Genomic DNA, 16,214 nt, shown 5'->3' with positions numbered 1-16,214 from the left:
GATCATATCTCCATGCGCATGGATGTTATTTAACTTGTCGAAGCGCGAGCAGTAATGTCCTATAGAAAGATGCAGACGGGATATCGCTTGGCCGATATCTTGCATATGGCTCGGGACATATGACGGTATCGGGTAAAACGGTTGGGATGCGCTAAAAGAGGGTATGCAAAAAAGTGCACGCAAGCATGATTGCGTGCATTCGATTTATACTTCTGCGCCGTCGCGGTGCAGCCGCAAGCCGGCATCGCGCTGCGTTGAAAACGACCGACCGGCTGCGGTACCGCTATATTGCTGTTTCTATAGCAGCCATACAGCGGCCGCTATATTGGATGAACTTTTTTTCCTGTAATTTTTGCGAACAATAAAAATATTGATAAGAGAGCTACTAACATGATGGTTTCAGCAGCTCGCACAAAGAGTGAGACATGGACACGCGCCTAACCCTAAGCGGGATTTCCAAGCGATACCCCTCCGTCGTGGCGAATGACGGCATCGACCTGAACGTGCTGCCGGGGGAAATCCATTCCATCCTCGGCGAGAACGGTGCCGGCAAGTCGACCCTGATGAAAATCATTTATGGCTCGGTCAAGCCCGACGCCGGCAAGGTCCACTGGAACGGCAGGGAAGTCAATATCGCCAATCCCGCAGAGGCCCGCAAGCTCGGCATCGCGATGGTGTTCCAGCATTTCTCGCTGTTCGATACCCTGACCGTGGCGGAAAACATCGCCCTCGGCCTGCCCCCGGATACCAAACTCGATGAACTCAGCCGCCGCATCGAATCGACGGCGCGCCAGTACGGCCTCGACCTCGAACCGCAGCGCCATGTCCACACGCTCTCGGTCGGCGAGTGCCAGCGCGTCGAGATCGTGCGGGCGCTGCTGGCCAAGCCGCAGCTGCTCATCCTCGACGAGCCGACTTCGGTGCTCACGCCGCAGGCTGTCGAAAAATTGTTCGAAACCCTGCGCAAGCTGGCCTCCGAGGGCTGCAGCATTCTCTACATCAGCCACAAGCTCGACGAAATCCGCGCGCTCTGCGACAAGTGCACCGTGATGCGCGCCGGGAAGGTGACCGGCATCTGCGATCCGCGCCAGGAAACCGCATCGAGCCTGTCGCGCATGATGATCGGCGCCGAGCCGCCGGCGATCAAGGCGGTCGACCGCCTGCCCGGCGAACGCATGCTTTCCCTGCGCAACCTGTCGCTGGAAAAAAGCCATCCCTTCGGCACCTCGCTCGAAGGCATCAACCTCGATCTTCACGCCGGCGAAATCGTCGGCGTGGCCGGCGTGTCGGGCAACGGCCAGCAGGAATTGCTGGCGGCGCTGTCCGGCGAGGACCCGCGTGCCGCGCCGAACATGATCCTGCTGAAGGACGAGCCGATCGGCCGCATGAATGCCGCCCGGCGGCGCCAGCGCGGCCTCGGCTTCGTGCCCGAGGAGCGTCTCGGCCGCGGCGCCGTGCCCGACCTCTCGCTGGCCCAGAACATCCTGCTGTCGCACCAGAATCCCTCCACCATCGGACGCGGCCTGATCCGCTTCGGCGCGCTTCATGACCTGGCCGTGTCCATCATCAGCCGCTTCAAGGTCAAGGCGCCGGGGCCGCAGGCCACCGCCGGCAGCCTGTCGGGCGGCAACCTGCAGAAATACATCGTCGGTCGCGAAGTCGTGCGCAATCCCAAAGTGCTAATCGTGGCCCAGCCCACCTGGGGCGTGGACGTGGGCGCCGCCGCGCAGATTCGGGCCGAACTGGTCGCCCTGCGCGACGCCGGCTGCGCGCTGCTGGTGGTGTCGGAAGAGCTGGATGAACTCTTTGAAATTTCCGACCGCCTGGTCGTGATCGCGAAAGGAAGAATGTCGCCCTCGATCAAGCGTACGCAAGCAACGGTCGACCTGATCGGCCAATGGATGAGCGGACTGTGGGATGCCAAGGCGCCCGCAAGGCAGGAGGTAGCCAATGCTTAAGCTGGAAAAACGGCCCAGCCCCTCGTCGCTGATGTCCTGGCTGTCGCCGGTATTCGCGGTGCTGCTGACCGTGCTGTGCGGCATCGTGCTCTTCATTGCCCTTGGCAAGAATCCGGTGACCGGCCTGTCGGTTTTCTTCCTGGAACCGATCAAGAGCCTGCAAGGCTGGGCCGAGGTCGGCGTCAAGGTCACGCCGCTGCTGCTGGTGGCGGTCGGCCTGGCCATCTGCTTCCGTGCCAATGTCTTCAATATCGGTGCCGAAGGGCAGCTGGTGGTCGGCGCCATCGCCGGCGGCGCGGCCGGCCTGTTCTTCGACCATGGCGAGGGAGGGGGAGCGCTGATGATTGCCGTCATCATGCTGGCCGGCGCGGCCGGCGGCATGGCATGGGCGGCGATCACCGCTTTCCTGCGCGACCGCTTCAATGCCAACGAGATCCTGGTCTCGCTGATGCTGGTCTATGTGGCGCAGCTGCTGCTGAGCCTCCTGGTGCATGGACCCCTGCGCGATCCGGACGGCTTCAATTTTCCGCAGTCGCGCATGCTTTCCGACGGCTTCCTGCTGCCCAACGTCATCGCCGGCACCCGGCTGCACCTCGGCATCGTGATGGCGCTGGCTGCTTCGCTGCTGGGCTGGCTGTTCCTGGCGCGCAGCTTCGCCGGCTACCGTCTGCAGGTCGGCGGCATGGCGCCGGCGGCGGCGCGCTATGCGGGATTTTCCTCGCGCAAGGCGCTGTGGACCTCGATGCTGGTCTGCGGCGGCCTCGCCGGCCTGGCCGGCACCGCCGAAGTGCTGGGACCGATCGGCCAGCTCACGCCCAGCGTCTCGCCCGGCTACGGCTTTGCCGCCATCATCGTGGCCTATGTCGGCCGCCTGCATCCGATCGGCGTCGTGTTCTCGAGCTTCATCATGGCGCTGTTCTACATCGGCGGCGAATTGTCGCAATCGCGCCTGGGCATGCCCAACGCGATCACCGGCGTGTTCCAGGGCATCCTGCTGTTCTCGCTGCTGGCCTGCGACGTGCTGATCCACTATAAATTGAGCTGGAGGAAATAATGGACGCCTACGCGCCACTGATCGCCGCGTCCATCAACGCCGGCACACCGCTGATGCTGGCCGCGCTCGGCCTGCTGATCAATGAAAAATCCGGCGTCGTCAACCTCGGCGCCGAGGGCATGATGCTGGTGGCCGCGGTAATCGGCTTTGCCGTCGCGGTCGACAGCCAGAGCGTTGCCTTAGGCTTCGTCGCCGGCGCGGCGGCCGGCATGCTGCTGGCGGGTTTCTTCGCGCTGATGACCGTCTGGCTCGGCACCAACCAGTATGCGACCGGCCTGGCGCTGTCGCTGTTCGGCGGCGGCGCTTCCGCCTATATCGGCATCAGCTACGTGGGCAAGAGCCTGGACAACCCGAAATTCGCCGTGCCTTTCCTGTCCGATATTCCCTTCTTCGGCACCGCGCTGTTCCGCCAGCATCCCATGGTCTACCTGTCGCTGCTGCTGTGCGCCGGCATTATCGTCTTCCTCTACCGCACCCGCGCCGGGCTGGTGCTGCGCGCGGTCGGCGAATCGCCGTCCTCGGCGCATGCGCTGGGCTACAACGTGCGCCGCATCCGGCTGGCCGCTCTGCTGTTCGGCGGCGCCTGCTGCGGACTGGCCGGCGCCTTCCTGTCGCTGGTCTATACGCCGTTGTGGGTGGAGGGCATGGTGGCAGGCCGCGGCTGGATCGCGCTGGCGCTGACTACCTTCGCCACCTGGCGTCCGGCCCGCGTGCTGATCGGTGCCTACCTGTTCGGCGGCGTCACGATCATGACTTTCCATGCGCAGGGCCTCGGCGTGTCGATCGATTCGCAGCTGCTGTCGATGCTGCCGTACCTGGCGACCATCCTGGTGCTGGTGCTGATCTCGACCAACGCCAACTGGATCAAGCTCAACATGCCGGCCTCTCTCGGGAAGAACTTCAATCCGAACTGAGCATACTGAGCAAACCGCTTCGGCGCATATCCTGGAACGGGGACGCATGACGGCATGCCCCCGTTGTTCCGGCAACAGTAGTTTTACGGCAATATGAAAATCCCTATGTATACTATCCGCGTATACATATAATGCACCCCGCTGACCTGTTCATAATTCGACAAGCATTTGTACTGCAAATGCAATTCTGACAAGCGGTGCACAACACCGGCAGCGAGTTGTTTTCGAAGTTGGCATGACCGATTCGGATGCTTGGCATACGGATTGGAACCGGACTTTTGGCGCAGGGCTTACCGGCGACCCGACAATCCCGCTGTTTTACCCACTCGGCGTGGCTTGACGTCCATTGATGAGCAAGTGGGAGTCACATGTAGAGGAAAACCATGTCGAAAACCTTCATGCGGGGCGCCTTGTCCGCCATCGCCGTCCTGCCGGCACTCGCGGCCGCACCGTCTTTTGCTGCCGACCCTGCTCCCCTGAACGTCGGTTTCGTCTATATCAGCCCCATCGGCGAAGCAGGCTGGACCACCCAGCACGACATGGCGCGCAAGGAGATGGAAAAAGCCCTTGGCGGCAAGGTGACTACCAAGTTCGTCGAGAACGTGCCCGAAAGCGCCGACGCCGAGCGCGTCATCCGCGATCTGGCGCAGCAGGGCAGCAAGCTGATCTTCACCACGTCCTTTGGCTACATGAACCCGACGCTCAAGGTCGCCAAGCAGTATCCGGACGTCAAGTTCGTGCACGTGACCGGCTACAAGACTGCGCCCAATGTCGCGACCACCAATGCGCGCTTCTATGAAGGCCGCTACCTCGCGGGCGTACTGGCCGGCAAGATGACCAAGTCCAACGTCGCCGGCTACGTCGCCGCCTTCCCGATTCCGGAAGTCCTGCAGGGCATCAATGCCTTCACCCGCGGCATGCGCAGCGTGAATCCGAAGGCGGAAGTCAAGGTGGTCTGGGTCAACAGCTGGTTCGATCCGGGCAAGGAGCGCGACGCCGCCATCACGCTGCTGGGTCAGAATGCCGACGTGGTCACGCACCATACCGACTCCACCGCCATCGTTCAGGCGGCCGAGGAGAAGGGCAAGTATGCGGTGGCCTATCACTCCGACATGAAGAAGTTCGGTCCCAAGGCCCAGATCGGCGCAGTCACCCACCACTGGGGCAAGTACTACACCAATGCCGCGCAGCAGGTCATCGACGGCAAGTGGAAGACCAGCAGCACCTGGGGCGGCATCAAGGATGGCATGGTCAAGCTGGAAGCGCTCGGCAGCGCGGTGCCTGACGATGTGAAGCAGCTTGTCGCGGCCAAGGAAAAGGACATCGTTTCCGGCAAGCTGACGCCTTTCGACGGCCCCGTCAAGGACAATGAAGGCAAGGTTCGCCTTGAGAAGGGTTCGCTGAACGACGACGCACTCAACAAGATGGATTACTACGTGGAAGGCGTGGCCGGCAAGCTGCCCGGCAAGTGATGGTCTTCGTCTAGACGGCAGCCGGCGGCAATTCCGCCGGGCCGGTCATCAGAAATAAGAACGGCCTGCATGCGTGCAGGCCGTTTTGCATTCCGCCTTATACCAAGAGTCTTCTCAAGCCATCAGCGTCCAGTCGGTCAGCCCTTCCAGTTCGACCATGCGCTGCCAGCCTGGGCGCTGGCGTACCAGCAGGGCCAGCCGGTCCAGCGCCGGCCAGCTGGTGGCAGGGCGCGGCATGTTGCGCGACCATCGCATGTACATGGTCAGCAGCAGGTCGGCCGCCGAAAACCGGTCTCCCAGCAGGTAAGGGCCGTTCGCGGCCAGCTCGCCGTCGAGCCGGCGCCACACCGATTCGATTTTTTCCCGCAATGCCTCGCGCACCTGTTCCGGATGCTCGTCCGCACCCAGGTCGCGGGGATAGAACCAGTAGCGATAGGTGGCGCCGAGATTATTGGTCAGATAGGCCATCCATTGATGCCAAGCCGGGCGCAGCGGACTTCCCTTCGGCGGCGCCAGTTCGGCCTCGGGATGACGTTCGGCAAGCGTCATCAGCAGCCCGGCGGATTCCGAATACGGAATGCCGTCGATGATGAGCGTCGGCACGGTGCCCTGCGGGTTGAGCCGAAGGTATGCCTTGCCGTGCTGTTCTCCTTGTTCGAAATCGAGCAGTTCGAGCGCATACGGTGCGCCCGTCTCTATCAGTGCGGCATGGACCACCATGCTGGCGGAACCGGGCGAGTAATACAGGGTGTACATGGAATCTCCTGGCTTGCGTGGAATATTGTCGGTTTGCTCGCCGCAGGCGATGACGAAATAAAAACGTAAGCATACACAATGCCGCAGCCTTCGATGCCGACGCCCGCAGGAGGCTTAATTTTTGATAAATGGCAAGGAAAGTGCACATGAAGTTGCCATGTCATTAAGCTGCAGTAATTGCTTCGCTAGAATCACAAAAAATCTCTGCGAACCTTATAAATAAAGGCTAGAATGCGACGTACTGTATGAAACAACAGTATGCGATTCTGAATTTCCAAGCCTCAATAATCCGGGCTGTAATTGCTTGATTGCATATGTTTAAGGACGACAACTTTTTTGTTCCCGGTGCAGGATTGAGACGTGCTCCTGCCACTGCTTAAACAAGGAGATCATTCATGTTCAAAACGGGTACTTGGGTCGGCGCAGGTCGTTGGCCGAATCAGCACTCTCATCCGGACCAGTGGCACAAGCCGCTGCGCGGGCAGGTGATCGACTTCTGCGATGTGCGTGCCTGGGCGAATTCGGTTCAGTTCCCGGAAGACGTACCGCACGCAGGCGATGTGATGACGTTAGCACTGCGCATGAAGAATGAAGGCAAGCTGAACGGATTGACGCCGGTCTGCTGGGATTTCGTCACGCACCGCCGCGTGCTTTGGGAAAAGACGACTGCACTGCGCAGCTATGAAGACGACGTGCTGCTGTGGAAGGCTGCCAAGGCCATGCGTACCGACGAGATCCAGCATCCGCGCCGCCGCAAGCCGCGCGATATCCGCGAATTCCTGCCCCAGCAGCAACAGCATCTTGCTCTGGTCTGACGCTGTAACGACGGACCAACGCCCCTAGACGAAGCCGGCCGTGTGCCGGCTTTGATGCTTTTGCGGCTGGATATGTTTGGGGGGTACAGGCGCACTGTAGTGAGCCTGCAATCTTCCAGTGGCGATATCTTCAACTTATGCGCGCCGGCAATGCGCAGCGATAAGGTGTGCATAGCATCCTGAAGCGTAACCACGCGGGTCTGCCAAGCCTTTGAATCTTTCCTCGGGAGAAATGCGCAAATGGATATCGAATTCGGACACCTGGGCGATCTTGATACCCAAGGCACGGGCTGGTTCATCGGCTACAGCGACTGGGTCAGGAGTGACGCTGGCGCAATTGGCAATCTGCGTTACATGCCGAAGGAGCAGCGTTCGCACGCGCTCACGATGAAATGGATGGATCACGCCAAGGGCGATCCGCGCGGCGGCGGCAAGCCTCTCAGCGAGGGAAGAACTCTCTCCATTCTGGTCGGCAAACCGGGGCGGTTCCGGCTTCAGTTTTCCCGTCATGCGGATTTCCCGCCTGAAGATACCGTGGAGCACGTACTCGAGCGGAACGGTGATTTTTCCCTCTGGGGCGAAGGCATCCATCACCGTTACGCGGTGGATGCCGATTGCACCATCCTGACGCTGCGCTGGGTGCCCGAACCGGCGAATACCGGAGGTTGAGTCCGGCTTGCCTATTTCGTCACGATCTCGTCGCGGCCGCTTCCCGCGAAGCCGCCGTCGGAAGTGCCGCCCGGCGAGCCGCCCGAACTCATTGCAGCTCGGCTCATCGCAGTCAGCATCCTGCCGTTCTCGGTGCGCTGGCCATCCCGGAATTCGCCTTCCCAGGCCGTACCGTTACTCCAGCTGAAGCGGCCGTGCCCATTGCTGCGGCCTTGGGCCACTGCGCCGACATAAACGTCGCCATTCTTGAAGCGGGTGACGCCCTGGCCATGGGGCACGCCGTTGCGCACATCGCCTTCGTAGCGCGTGCCGTCCGGGAAGGTCATGGCTCCCTTGCCGTTCGGGACGCCGCCCCGGACATCTCCCTCGTAACGGGTCTTGTCGGCGAATACGAGTTTGCCCTTGCCATTGGGAATTCCGTTCCTGACCTCGCCGTCGTAGCGGTTCCCGTTGGCAAAGACAATCGTCCCCTTTCCGTTAGGTTCGTTGCCCGCCCAATCACCGCTGTAGCGCTGGCCGCTGCGCCAGACGAATTGTCCCTTGCCTTCCTTGGAGCCGCGTACCAGAGTGCCGTCGAAGCGGTCGCCGTTGCTCCATTCGATGCGGCCGGTTCCGGATACCGCGCCGGTGGAAGGATCGGGCGTAAAGCTGCCGGTCATGGTCTGGCCGTCAAGGCGGATGACCCTGGCATTGCCGTTTGATGCGACCGGTGCCGGCGCTGACGGCGGATCGTTGTCCTCATCGGCGGAGGGTCGGGCGTCAGCCCTGTCGGCTCGCGCAGCGGATGCGGCCGATGCAGCCGACGCTGTGGTGGCCGCCGAAGCTATGACGGTCGATGGTGCCGCACTCGCGGCGACGGCCGGGGCCGCACGCTCGGGCGTATCGGCGGTCGCGGCCGGGCGCTGCAGCGAAGCGATCTTCTCGCGGGCGGAGGCTGCATAACGGCCGCCGGGATAGCGCTTCAGATAGGTTTCGTAAGAGACGGCTTGATCGACGTAACTGGCAATGCGCCATTGCTCCTGTTCCTGTGCGGCCAGGCGGGCGGCCTCCTTGTCCGCTTCGCTTGCGCCAGCCGGCGACGTTGAAGGCGGCGGTGTCTTTGCGGCGGTCGCAGGCACCGCCGCAGGCGCGTTTTGTTTTGCTGCGGCAGCCGGTGCCGGGGCAGCCGCGGCACCGGCTGCCGGTCGCGCAACTACGCTGGGTGGAGGCATTACCGATGCCGGCGTTGCCTTTGCTGCAGTTGGCGCTGCCGCGGCAAGCCGGGTCTCATTGTCCGGCGCAGCAACCGCATCCTGCGGCTTGCCTGCCGCCGCTTCGGCTTGCGGAGAGTCGCCGTCGGCTACGAGATGCATGTAGCCGGCACCCAGGCCTACACTGACGCCGGCCAGCAGCACGAGGCCAGACGCCCAGAGTCCGGAACGGCGGCGCTTGCCTGAATGTCCGCCGCGGTTCCCGTGGTCTCCTAACGGCTTGCGCCAGTCATCGGAGAGTGCGGGCAGGGAATGCGCCTGGATTTGGGAAAGCGGAGGAAGTTCGGCTCGCGCTGCGGCGGGATTGATCTGCGTGGGCTGGACATCGGCCCCGTGCTGGCGCTGGTGCAGGCTCGCGTTGGCAGCGGCGGGCGTGGTTTCCCTGTTTGCCTGCGCGGCGGCGCGCGCATTGTCGGAGCGCAGGACCGAGGGCGACGCGGGCATGACGATCTGCGGTTCTGAAGACAGTGCGGCACGCATTTCCGCGGCGGTCTGGAACCGGTGTTCCGGATGGATGGCTAGCGCACGTCCTATTGCGGACAGCAGTCCGCGCGAATAATTGCCGCGTGCCGCATGCAATGCCGGCAGCATGCCTTCGTTCGCCAGCCTTTGCATCGCATACGGAGGCGGGTGTCCGGTCACCAGGAAATAGGCGGTGGCGCCGATGCCGTAGATGTCCGTCCATGCGCCGATATTGCGGTCCCTGGCATTGAAATGCTGCTCCATCGCGGCGTATCCGGTGGCGAGCATGCCGGTCGGTGTATGGATGATCTCGCCGATGGTCGCCTGGGCCGCATCGAATTCGAGCAGCAGCGGCGTGCCGTCGCGGCGGACCAGGATGTTGCCGGGTCGGATATTGCCATGGCAGGACTGCGCGCGCTGCACGGCTTCCGCGGCGTCGAGCAGGCGCATGACCAGCATGCGGATCCAGACTTCGTCGGGAGCGAAGTTCTCTTCGGTGACGGCATAGTCAAGCGTGCTGCCTTCGTGGTAAGGCATGAAAGCGTAAGCAGTCCCGTTCAGCTCGATATAGCGTTCAAAGCTCAGCAGCGAAGGCACGGTGAGCCGCGACAGTACCAGCGCCTCGTTGATGAAGCTGCGCAGGCCGGCGGCGTAGACCGCCTCTTCGGCGTTGCCTGACGGATGGACCCCGCCGTCCGTGCTGCGGGATGCAAGACCATGCGGCATGTATTCGCGCACGGCGATGCGCCTGTTCGTCGCGGCTTCCCTCGCCAGGTAAACAATGGCCGCCGGGCTGCTGCCTATCTGGCCGGTGATCTCCGCATTGTCGATGCGCGTTCCGGCACTGAGTGCATGATTGCCGGACGAGCCGGGCAGGCGTGCTTGATGGGCTTGTTGGGAATCCTCGTGCATATCAACCGTTCTGGAAAAATGAAATTTGCCAAACGCGCCCTGCGGCGCGGCTCCTGTTTCTGGATGACGGCGTGCTGTATTCCATTGCGCGCAACATGTTCGGCATCTGCGCATGCACTTGCGTTATGCAGCCTGCCGTGAAACTTTACAGGCAATTAAAGTTGCGCTCTAGGATAGACCCGGCGTTCAGTAGCGTCTCGATATTGCGCAAACAAACTTCCTTAATCCAAATTTCTTACAAATGATCACAGGAAGAACAAAGTTTCGTTGCGAAAAGATTGAAGCTGATCAATAAAATGCCGAAATGCAATGTGCAGGCGGGAGAAACTACACGCACTAGCTAACACCAACTACGGCGCAGTGCAGACGGAGTTTCGACCTGGTTGGAACTGCCGCGGAAAGACAGGAAAATTGGCTTTAATTTAAACGCCAAGCGTTAATGCTTAAAGTTGAATCGCTGGCAGATCTTAAGGTTGTACGGGATGAGTTCTGCGAAGACATTCATTAAAGCGGGACTGCCTGCGCTGTCAATCACGTGCGCTGGCACTGTCGCAATGACACGTACCAGCGCATGCATCCGGACTCTCAGGCGGCCTTGCGTCCTGCCAGCCCCTGCTCGACGAGCAGCAGGGTTTCCTCCACCTTTGCGCGGAAGCGCTGCAGGTGATCGTGGTGCGCCATGTGCGATGACAGCATTGCTTCCAGTTCGGCTGCTTGTCTGGTCAACGCCGTTGCACCCACATTGGCGACCATGCCGCGTACGGTATGCACGGCGGAGCGGGTAGCATCCACGTCGGAAGCTGCGACCGAGGCATTGAACCTTGCGAGGGTTTCAGCCAGGCTCTGGAGCAGCATCGCCAGAACCTGGTGATAGAGATCCACATCTCCCGACAGCCGGTCGAGCGTATCGGCGGTATCGAAGCCGGGAATTTCGATCGGCGCCGTTTCCTCCCGCCGCGGGTCCGCCGTTGCACCGGAAGGCGGGGAGCGGTGCGCTGCATCTGCAGCCCCGTGCGGAAGCCAGCGGTTCAAGGTGGAATAGAAGACATCCGGATCGATCGGTTTGGTAATGTGGTCCTGCATGCCGCTCTTGATGCAGGCTTCGCGTTCTTCGGCGGAGGCATGCGCCGTCATGGCGACGATGGGCAATTGGGTGAAGCGTTCATCCATCCTGATGCGCCGGGCCGCGGCATGGCCGCCCATTTCCGGCATCTGGATGTCCATCAGCACCAGATCATAGCTGCCGGGACCGGCGCCGAAAATCCGCTCCAGGGCAATCCGTCCGTTGCCGGCAATGTCGACCTGGATGCCGGTAATGCTCAGCATTTCACGTGCGATCTGCTGATTGACTTCGTTGTCCTCCACCAGCAGGACGCGGCAGCCGTCGAAACGCGGCAGGCTTCTCCCGTGCAGCCCGGGTGCGCGCACCGGTGCATCGCCAGCCAGCGCCCGGACAAAGGTGTCGTGCAGCAGCGACTGGTCGATCGGCTTGAACAGTACCGCAGCCAGCGGCGCATGTTCCGCCTGACGCATGACTTCGTCGCGGCCGAAGGCGGTGATCAGGATGACTTTGGGTGTCCGGCGCAAGCCGCCATGGGCGATTGCTTCGGCCAGATGCAGCCCATTCATGCCCGGCATGCCCAGATCGGCCAGCACCAGGTCATAGGCTTGGCCGGGATCGGCGTCCGTATCGGCGTCGTGGATGGTGGCCAGCGCATCGAGTCCATTGTCTTCGCTGTCCACGCGCAGTCCGAACGACTCCACCAGTCCGCAGATGATTTCCCGCGCCGCCGGATTGTCATCCACGACCAGCACCCGGCTGGCGCGCATGCGCTCGGGCAGGCCGGGCAGCGCCGCCGAGGTCAAGGCGCCGAAACCGAAGCGTGCCGTGAAGGCGAAAACCGAACCGGTGCCCGGCTCGCTGCGCAGGCCAATGCTGCCGCCCATCATTTCCACCAGACGGCGGCTGATCGCCAGACCGAGGCCGGTGCCGCCGTATTTTCTCGTGGTCGAGGTATCGGCCTGGCTGAATGCCTGGAACAGTCTGGACTGCTGTTCGAGCGTCAGTCCGATACCGGTGTCTTCCACCTCGAAGAGGAGGTCCACGCCGGCGTCGTCAATGGCCTTTACCCGGCAGCTCAGCTGTACCTGCCCCGAGTGGGTGAACTTGATCGCATTGCTGATCAGATTGACGAGCACCTGTCCCAGCCGCAGCGGATCGCCTTTCAGATGCACCGGGACGTCCTCGGCGATATCGAACACATACCCGAGCTTCTTGTCGGCCGCCCGCTGGCTGGTGACGGTGCTGACATGGCCGAGCACGTCGTGGAGAGAAAAATCGGTATTGTCGATGGTCAGCTTGCCGGCTTCGATTTTCGAGAAATCGAGTATGTCATCGATGATGCCGAGCAGCGATACGGCGGCGCGATGGATCTTTTCGACATAGTCGCGCTGCCTGCCGTTGAGGTCGGTGCGCAGGGCGAGGTAGGCCATGCCGATCACGGCATTCATCGGCGTGCGGATTTCATGGCTCATGTTGGCCAGGAAGGCCGATTTCATGTGCGAGGCGTCTTCTGCGACCTGCTTCGCGATTTCCAGCGCCCGTTCCTGTTCGCGCAATTCCTGGTTGGTGCGCGACAGTTCGGCGGTGCGCTCCAGCACCCGTTGTTCAAGGTTGCGTTCGGAGCGCTTCAGGGTATCCACCAGCTGCTGCTGCGCGCTTTCCTTTTCCCGTTTCACCTGATTGAAGCGATCGGCCAGCGCCAGGGACAGCAGCAGCATTTCGACGGCCGAACCGATCTGCATCCCGTAAACTGCCATGAAATTCGGTATGCCCGGAACGCCGTAACTGCGCAGCGCCGTGAGAACCGCCGTGAATACAAGGCAGCTGAACGCCAGCAGGAAAAAGCGTGCGCTGCGTTGTCCTCGCAGCTTGCACACCACCCCGACGATCAATGCCAGCACCATGTTCGCCATGTCCACGGTGATGGCGGCGCCGATAATCAGATGATAGGGAAGGAGGAAAAATCCGATCATCTGAAGGATATTGAGTGCAAGGAATGCGCGCATGACCCTGTCCAGCCACGGCACGATGTCATAAGTCGACAGCAGGCGGCGCTGGAACAGCAGCAGGGTGAATCCGGTGGAGGCGAAGCCGATCATCGAGGAAATCTTCGACCACTCCGGCATGTCCGGCCAGAGAAACTGGAAACCCATGCCGCTGAAGGCCACGAGCGACAGGGCATTCGCGCTGACGAACAGCACGTAGTACAGATAGGTGCGGTCGCGCAGCGAAGCGAACAGCAGGAAGTTGTACAGGCCGAGCGCCAGCAGCATGCCGAAGTAGAGCGACTGGCCGATGTATTCGTGCATGCTCTGGTGGTTGAAGGATTTCGGTTCCCAGAGCTTGGTAGGGATGTCCAGCGACGTGCCCGATGCCACGCGCAGAAAATATGTGCCGCCGGACTCGGGCGCCAGCCGGATCGGGAAGACGAAATTGCGGTGGTTGACCGGGCGCTCCGCGAACGGATGCGAATGGCCGGTAACGATTCTGTCGTAGCCGCCCGGGCGCGGCGCATAGAACTCCACTGAATGCAGATGGGTGAAGGATACTTCCAGCAGCCGCTCCACCGCTTGCGGCGAGGCATTGCGCAGGTCGATGCGCAGCCAGATTGCCGAACGGCGCAGGCCGAAATTGAGGGAATCGGTGCGTGCATTGGAAGGTTCAAAGCCTGCGGCCTCCGCACCGGTCACGTCGGCCAGGGTCAACCGCTGCTCATGGTCTTCAAGGACGTCCCAGTACGGCGTCAGCACGAGAGGAGCGGTAACGCCCTTGTCATCGATACGCAGTTCGCGGGCATGGGCCTGTGTGCATAATGACAACAAGGCAAGCAATGCGGCGAGCATGCACGCTTGCGCGGTCCACCACGCTGATGATTTGCCGCTGCGCGGAAAGCAGCCGAGTTCCATGGTAAGGCGTTCTGGTACGGAAGGCATTCTTGATGCTTTGCAAAAAAGATACATGACTACGAACGCGTTTTGAAATCTATAAAAACATTGTGTAACGACTACATTTAGTTACATTTTGTTATAAAGTGCGAATTTCTGAAAAGAAATAATAACTGAGGCTGCAAAAATATACCCAGCTTTTGCGAGCGGAAGGCTATGTCAGGAATGAGCATGAGCATACCAGCGCAGTATGACGTATTAATTATTGGTAGCGGCTTCGGCGGGGCAGTGATGTCGGCACGTCTGTCGCGACGGTGGCCGGGACGCGTGCTTCTGCTCGAGCGCGGCCGGCAGTACCCGTTGGGCGCCTACCCTCGCAGCCCGCATGACCTGGCCGACAACGTCTGGTGCCCCCAGGGGGATGCCGCGCGCAGGCCGCATGCGGTGCGCAGGCGCAAGGGACAGCGCGGACATCTTACCGGGATGTTCGACATCCGGCATTTCGGCAAGATCGATACCGTGACCTCCGCGGTCTACGGCGGCGGTTCGCAGATCTACGCCAATGTCTTCCTGCGCCCGCCGGCAGCAGTCTTCGAACAGAACTGGCCGGCTGCACTCAACCGCGACACGCTCGCGCCGTATTACGACGTTGCCCGGGAGGTTCTCGGTGCCCGCACCGTGCCTCCGTCATCCGGACCCGACGACAGGCGCCATATCCAGCGCACGGTGCAGTTCCAGTCCTTTGCCCGTGAAGCCGGTCTGAAGACGAAACTGGCCGATATCTGCGTCTACTTCGGCAACGACTACAGCTACAAGGGCAACGGCGCGCCGCTGCCGCTGGGCGTGCAGCAGCCCAACCGCTACGGCGCGCTGCAGACTTCATGCACCTATTGCGGCGAATGCGATATCGGCTGCAATGTGCAGGCCAAGAACTCGGTCGACCACAATTATCTGCATGTGGCCCGCGACCGCTACGGGCTGGAAGTGCGCACGCAGTCGCTGGTGGAGCGCATCGTGCCGCTCAACGAGCGCCAGGCCGACGACCCCGGCGCCGATGGAAGTCATGGCTACCGCGTCTATTACCGCGACGTGGAGCAGGGTGAACAGCGCGAAGTGATCGCCCGGCGCGTCGTGGTGTCCGCCGGCACGCTGGGCACGAACGAACTGCTGCTGCGCTGCCGAGACGTCCACCGCAGCCTGCCGCGCATTTCTTCCCGCCTCGGCCGGCAGTTCTCCGGCAATGGCGATTTCCTTGCCTTCGCGGTCGACGGCAAGAAGCAGGTGAATTCAACTTACGGACCGGTCATCACCCAGTACACCGACCATCACCTGTTCGACAAGCTTGACTGCAAGCAGGCGTTCATTCTCGAGGATGCCAGCTACCCGACGCAGGTAGGCTGGGCAGCCGCGGCGCTCGGGCCGATGATGAATCCGTTCCAGATGCTGTGGCAGACCTGCAGTCAGGTGCTCGGCTATGCGTTCGACCGATACTACCCGGGGCGCAAGCAGAGCAGCGTCGGCTTCATGGTGCAGAAGCTCTTTTCGCGTGACCTGTCCCAGTACAGCGCCGTGCTGCTGTGCATGGGCCTGGACAATGCTCAGGGCGTGCTGCGCCTGAACAAGGACGGTTATCTCGACATCGACTGGCCGCAGGAAAGCAACCGTCCGCTGTATGACGCCATCCTGGCGCTGGGCGAACGCTTCGCCCGCTTCATCGGCGCCCGCCATTTTGTTCCGATGCCGACCTGGCTGTGGCCGGTGAAGAACAATGTCACCGTGCATCCACTCGGCGGCTGCGCGCTGGCGGCATCGCCGGAGGAGGGCGTGGTCAGCGCACTCGACGGCAGCCGCGGCCAGGTCTTCCATTACCGCAATCTGTATGTCGCCGACGGCTCACTGATGCCCACCGCGCTGGGCGCCAACCCCGTGGCAACCATTACCGCCGTATCGGAGTGGATTGCGCACGAGATCACCGGCGACATGCCGGATGCCGAGCTTTGATCC

Annotated in this window: 10 protein-coding genes; 7 read left to right on the top strand and 3 right to left on the bottom strand. The window is 61.7% G+C overall.

The features are described from left to right. The first annotated feature begins 425 nt into the window (after positions 1-425). From IGW03_RS15270 to IGW03_RS15255, 4 genes are all read left to right on the top strand, one after another. A complete protein-coding gene (locus tag IGW03_RS15270) occupies positions 426-1,958 on the top strand; it encodes an ABC transporter ATP-binding protein (protein ID WP_194723420.1) in 1,533 nt (510 codons plus the stop codon). After that, positions 1,951-3,012 (top strand): ABC transporter permease, encoded by a 1,062-nt coding sequence (locus IGW03_RS15265; protein WP_194723419.1) that lies wholly within the window; start codon positions 1,951-1,953, stop codon positions 3,010-3,012. The genes IGW03_RS15270 and IGW03_RS15265 overlap by 8 nt, the downstream gene beginning before the upstream one ends. After that, the gene (locus IGW03_RS15260) at positions 3,012-3,926 is read left to right on the top strand and encodes an ABC transporter permease (RefSeq protein ID WP_194723418.1); all 915 of its coding nucleotides are present in this window, start codon (positions 3,012-3,014) and stop codon (positions 3,924-3,926) included. Before IGW03_RS15265 ends, IGW03_RS15260 begins: the two co-directional genes overlap by 1 nt. Positions 3,927-4,309: 383 nt before the next feature. After that, complete coding sequence (locus tag IGW03_RS15255; protein WP_228535569.1) at positions 4,310-5,398, top strand: BMP family ABC transporter substrate-binding protein; 1,089 nt, start codon at positions 4,310-4,312, stop codon at positions 5,396-5,398. A gap of 114 nt (positions 5,399-5,512) precedes the next feature. On the opposite strand, the gene IGW03_RS15250 is transcribed toward IGW03_RS15255, so the two are convergent. Continuing rightward, positions 5,513-6,154 carry a glutathione S-transferase family protein gene (locus IGW03_RS15250; RefSeq protein WP_194723417.1) on the bottom strand — a complete coding sequence of 214 codons (642 nt, stop codon included), beginning with the start codon at positions 6,152-6,154 and terminating at the stop codon, positions 5,513-5,515. A 395-nt stretch (positions 6,155-6,549) separates the two neighbouring features. Between IGW03_RS15250 and IGW03_RS15245 the strand changes: the two genes are divergently transcribed. Together IGW03_RS15245 and IGW03_RS15240 are read left to right on the top strand one after the other, a co-directional pair. Beyond that, entirely contained in the window at positions 6,550-6,969 is a 420-nt protein-coding gene (locus IGW03_RS15245) for a hypothetical protein (protein WP_194723416.1), read from the top strand. A gap of 240 nt (positions 6,970-7,209) precedes the next feature. Next, on the top strand, positions 7,210-7,638 hold the full coding sequence (locus IGW03_RS15240; RefSeq protein ID WP_194723415.1) for a hypothetical protein: 429 nt from the start codon (positions 7,210-7,212) through the stop codon (positions 7,636-7,638). 11 nt (positions 7,639-7,649) lie between these two features. Here IGW03_RS15240 and IGW03_RS15235 read toward each other — a convergent pair whose 3' ends face one another. Both IGW03_RS15235 and IGW03_RS15230 read right to left on the bottom strand, forming a co-directional pair. After that, complete coding sequence (locus IGW03_RS15235; RefSeq protein ID WP_194723414.1) at positions 7,650-10,262, bottom strand: protein kinase domain-containing protein; 2,613 nt, start codon at positions 10,260-10,262, stop codon at positions 7,650-7,652. A gap of 585 nt (positions 10,263-10,847) precedes the next feature. After that, positions 10,848-14,258, bottom strand: a complete 3,411-nt coding sequence (locus IGW03_RS15230) for a 7TM diverse intracellular signaling domain-containing protein (RefSeq protein WP_194723413.1) — start codon at positions 14,256-14,258, stop codon at positions 10,848-10,850. Positions 14,259-14,441: 183 nt separating this feature from the next. Between IGW03_RS15230 and IGW03_RS15225 the strand changes: the two genes are divergently transcribed. Continuing rightward, positions 14,442-16,211, top strand: coding sequence for a GMC family oxidoreductase N-terminal domain-containing protein (locus IGW03_RS15225; protein ID WP_194723412.1), 1,770 nt, complete (start codon positions 14,442-14,444; stop codon positions 16,209-16,211). Positions 16,212-16,214 lie beyond the last annotated feature (3 nt).

The sequence above is a fragment of the Noviherbaspirillum malthae genome (genome assembly GCF_015352985.1).
Classification (GTDB): domain Bacteria; phylum Pseudomonadota; class Gammaproteobacteria; order Burkholderiales; family Burkholderiaceae_D; genus Noviherbaspirillum; species Noviherbaspirillum malthae.
This window is presented reverse-complemented; position numbering and strand designations above follow the sequence as displayed.